A 3337-nucleotide genomic window follows, 5' to 3' on the forward strand; every position below is an offset into this window, starting at 1 on the left:
AAACGGTGCCGGCACAGCCCGTGGGCCCCGCACGTCCGGGGACCGTGCCGAGCCGGCGGGACGGCGCGCACGGCCCGGGGCCGACCAGGTGGGACCACGGCGGCACAGGGGCGGGCAGGCCGGGGCCGGGCGGACCGGTACCCGGAGGCTGGGGTACCGGCTGGGGCGGGCCCGGCGGGGGCCACGGTCCCGGCTGGGGCGGGCCGCCCCCCGTGCCCCAGCCGGGCATCATCCCCCTGCGCCCGCTCGACCTCGGGGACATCCTCGGCGGCGCCTTCCGCATGATGCGCTCGCACTGGCGGGCGGTCCTGGGCATCTCGCTCGGCGTCGCGGTCCTGGTCGTCGCCGTCACGCTCGTCGTCGAGGGCACGACGACCGGCAACACCCCGAGCACCACGTACGACCTCGGCTCGCTCCCCGGCCAGTTCGTCGCCCTGCTCGGCTCGACGCTCGCGGTGGGGATGCTGACCTCGGTGGTGAGCCACGCGGTCCTCGGCCGCCCGCTCGGCCTGCGAGCGGCCTGGCGCGAGGCGCGCCCGCATTTCTGGAGGCTCCTCGGGGTGACGGTCCTCGTGTCCCTCGTCCTCGCGGTGTCCGTCCTCGTGTGCCTCGTCCCCGGTCTCCTGGTGGACGCGGCGGGCGGCGGTGACGGGCTGACGCTCCTCGGCATCCTGGGCGGCGTGGTCCTCGCCGTGTGGCTGTACATCCGGCTGTCGTTCAGTACGGCCGCGCTCGTGCTGGAACGTCAGGGCGTCCTGGCCGCGATGCGCCGCTCGGCGAAGCTCGTACGAGGGGCCTGGTGGCGCACCTTCGGCATCCTGCTGCTGACCGGACTCATCGCCTCGGTGGCCCAGTTCGTCATCATGCTCCCCTTCGACATCCTCGGCCTGCTCGTGGGCCTCACCGGCTCGGACGGCGACGTGACCGGCAGCCCCGCCTTCTGGCTCTTCGTAGCCGTCGGCCTGATCGCCTCCACCACATTCACTTTCCCCCTGACCGGCGGCACCACGGTGCTCCTCTACGTGGACCAACGCATCCGCCAGGAGTCCCTGGACCTCAACCTGACGGCAGCATCCACCCCGACCGGCCCCACCCACCCCTGACGGACCTCAACTCCCGCGCCGGATCAGGGCCCCTGGGGTCGTACGAAGGCGCGCGCCCTACGTATTCCCGAGACCCCACACTCCGGTACGACCATCACACATAGCTCATAATTACTGCCATGCGCCCGATTCTTCGCCGTCCCACCCCACCCGCCGCCGAGCCGGCCACGCTGGGCCTTGATCCCCGTAGGCCGGGCCTGGACGTTCACCGCCTCTACGAAGTCGGCGAGGCCCTCGAGAAACACCGGGAGTTGAAGCACGCCTCGTGGGTGTACCTCCAGGCCATCGCCCACGATCCCACCGCCCTGCCGGTCGACCGCCAGCTCGTGAACTCTGAGCCGCAACGGTTCAAGCACCGACGGATCATGGCCCGCTTCGTGAACGACCACTTGCCCGAGCTGAAGCGCCGGGTACGCACGACGGGCCCCGTGGAGACCGAGGGGACACCGAAACTCTTCGTCTTCTGGGAGCAGGGTTTCGACAACGCCCCTCCCGTGGTGCGCTCCTGCCGGCGCAGGCTGGAGAAGATGCACGCCGGTGAGATCGTCGACCTCGATCTCACCGGACTGCGAAAAATGGTGGACCTCCCGCACGAGGTGCACACCCACGCCTCCAAGAACCGCGCACACTTCTCAGACGTCGCCCGATTCGCCCTGCTCCATCGGTACGGCGGAGCGTGGCTGGACGCGACCTGCCTGGTGACCGAGTCGGTGACCGACCGCCTTCCCGAACTGCTGAACTCGGGCTTTTTCGCGTTCCGCTATCACGACGCCCTCATATCGAACTGGTTCCTCGCCTCCAAGCCCGGCAACTACATCACTGGCATCGTCTACCAGGGGCTGTGCGAGTACTGGCGGCGTCGGGACATCGACGTCAACTACTTCTTCAACCACCACCTCTTCGAATCTCTCTATTACCTGGACCCCGAGTTCGCCCAGGTCTGGGACCGCACCCCGGATGTCAGCTCGCACCCGCCGCACGCCCTCCAGCGCGCCATGCACGACCCGTACACCGAGGAGCGGCTGCAAGAGCTGCTGCAGCAGTCCTTCATCCACAAGCTGACCTACAAGCGCGACACGAAGCCTGGCAGCCTTCTGGAACACATCGAGCAGGAGAGCTTCTGAGTGAGCCTCTTCCATCCTGTGCCGACAGGTGAACGGGCTGGTCAGCGGGAGCGGTGACGAGACAGGGCCTCTCGTCGTTGGCGTGGTGATCTCACTCAACACACCGGCGACCGAAGAGGCCCTGTCGGTTCCGTGTCCTGCCATGCTCGATGTCCCTCACGAGCTCGTCGAGCATGCGTCCTGGCTGCTTTACGAGCACCGCCTCGCACGCAACACCCGCTGGCGCAAGCTCGGTTGTTTCAAGCAAGCCCTGCTCACCCTCGTCCATCCACGAACCTCACGGGCCTCGGCGAGGGCGGCGACCACTTCATCACCTCACTCTGCTTCTCCCGCGCAACGCCCGGCCGAACCATCGTCCAGGCCGGCCACACCCTACTGACTCGCGGTTACACAGGATGGAAGAGGCTCCGTGAGCGTTGTGGTGGCGCGGTGGCAGGAATCCCTGGAACCGCGCCCCCGGAGCCTGCCTGGTCCTGAATGCGAGAAAGCCCCGCACCAATTAAATGGTGCGGGGCTTCCCCACAAATATTGTTCGGCGGCGTCCTACTCTCCCACAAGGTCCCCCTTGCAGTACCATCGGCGCTACGCAGCTTAGCTTCCGGGTTCGGAATGTAACCGGGCGTTTCCCACGCGCTATGACCACCGAAACACTATAAAACCAGCAACCACCCCACCACACCACGCCAAAAAACGTGGGGGCAGTGTGTGATTGTTCGTGGTTTCAGAACCAACACAGTGGACGCGAGCAACTGAGGACAAGCCCTCGGCCTATTAGTACCGGTCAACTCCACCCCTCACAGGGCTTCCATATCCGGCCTATCAACCCAGTCGTCTACTGGGAGCCTTACCCTCTCAAAGGAGGTGGGAACACTCATCTCGAAGCAGGCTTCCCGCTTAGATGCTTTCAGCGGTTATCCCTCCCGAACGTAGCCAACCAGCCATGCCCTTGGCAGAACAACTGGCACACCAGAGGTTCGTCCGTCCCGGTCCTCTCGTACTAGGGACAGCCCTTCTCAATATTCCTACGCGCACAGCGGATAGGGACCGAACTGTCTCACGACGTTCTAAACCCAGCTCGCGTACCGCTTTAATGGGCGAACAGCCCAACCC

Annotated in this window: 2 protein-coding genes, 2 rRNA genes and 1 pseudogene; 3 read left to right on the forward strand and 2 right to left on the reverse strand. The window is 66.3% G+C overall.

The genetic code is table 11. The annotated features are described in order from the left end of the window. The first annotated feature begins 212 nt into the window (after nucleotides 1-212). The 3 genes and pseudogenes from G3I42_RS26110 to G3I42_RS26120 all read left to right on the forward strand — a co-directional run. A complete protein-coding gene (locus G3I42_RS26110) occupies nucleotides 213-1103 on the forward strand; it encodes a hypothetical protein (protein ID WP_343244669.1) in 891 nt (296 codons plus the stop codon). 119 nt (nucleotides 1104-1222) lie between these two features. After that, nucleotides 1223-2227, forward strand: a complete 1005-nt coding sequence (locus tag G3I42_RS26115; protein ID WP_164289898.1) for a capsular polysaccharide synthesis protein — start codon at nucleotides 1223-1225, stop codon at nucleotides 2225-2227. A gap of 82 nt (nucleotides 2228-2309) precedes the next feature. Further along, nucleotides 2310-2507, forward strand: a pseudogene (locus tag G3I42_RS26120) (IS5/IS1182 family transposase); the annotation flags it as partial. Between the two features lie 250 nt (nucleotides 2508-2757). Here the strand turns inward: G3I42_RS26120 and rrf are convergent. Together rrf and G3I42_RS26130 are read right to left on the reverse strand one after the other, a co-directional pair. Next, nucleotides 2758-2874: ribosomal RNA gene (gene rrf / locus G3I42_RS26125) — 5S ribosomal RNA — on the reverse strand. A 104-nt stretch (nucleotides 2875-2978) separates the two neighbouring features. Further along, nucleotides 2979-3337: ribosomal RNA gene (locus tag G3I42_RS26130) — 23S ribosomal RNA — on the reverse strand; the annotation flags it as partial.

Origin of the sequence: Streptomyces sp. SID11385 (genome assembly GCF_010548245.1) — a bacterium.
In the GTDB taxonomy this organism is placed as follows: Bacteria; Actinomycetota; Actinomycetes; order Streptomycetales; family Streptomycetaceae; genus Streptomyces.

What these genes read in the sequence shown, in the direction of transcription:
- G3I42_RS26115 (WP_164289898.1), top strand. Translation starts at nt 1,223, where the DNA reads ATGCGCCCGATTCTTCGCCGTCCCACCCCACCCGCCGCCGAGCCGGCC.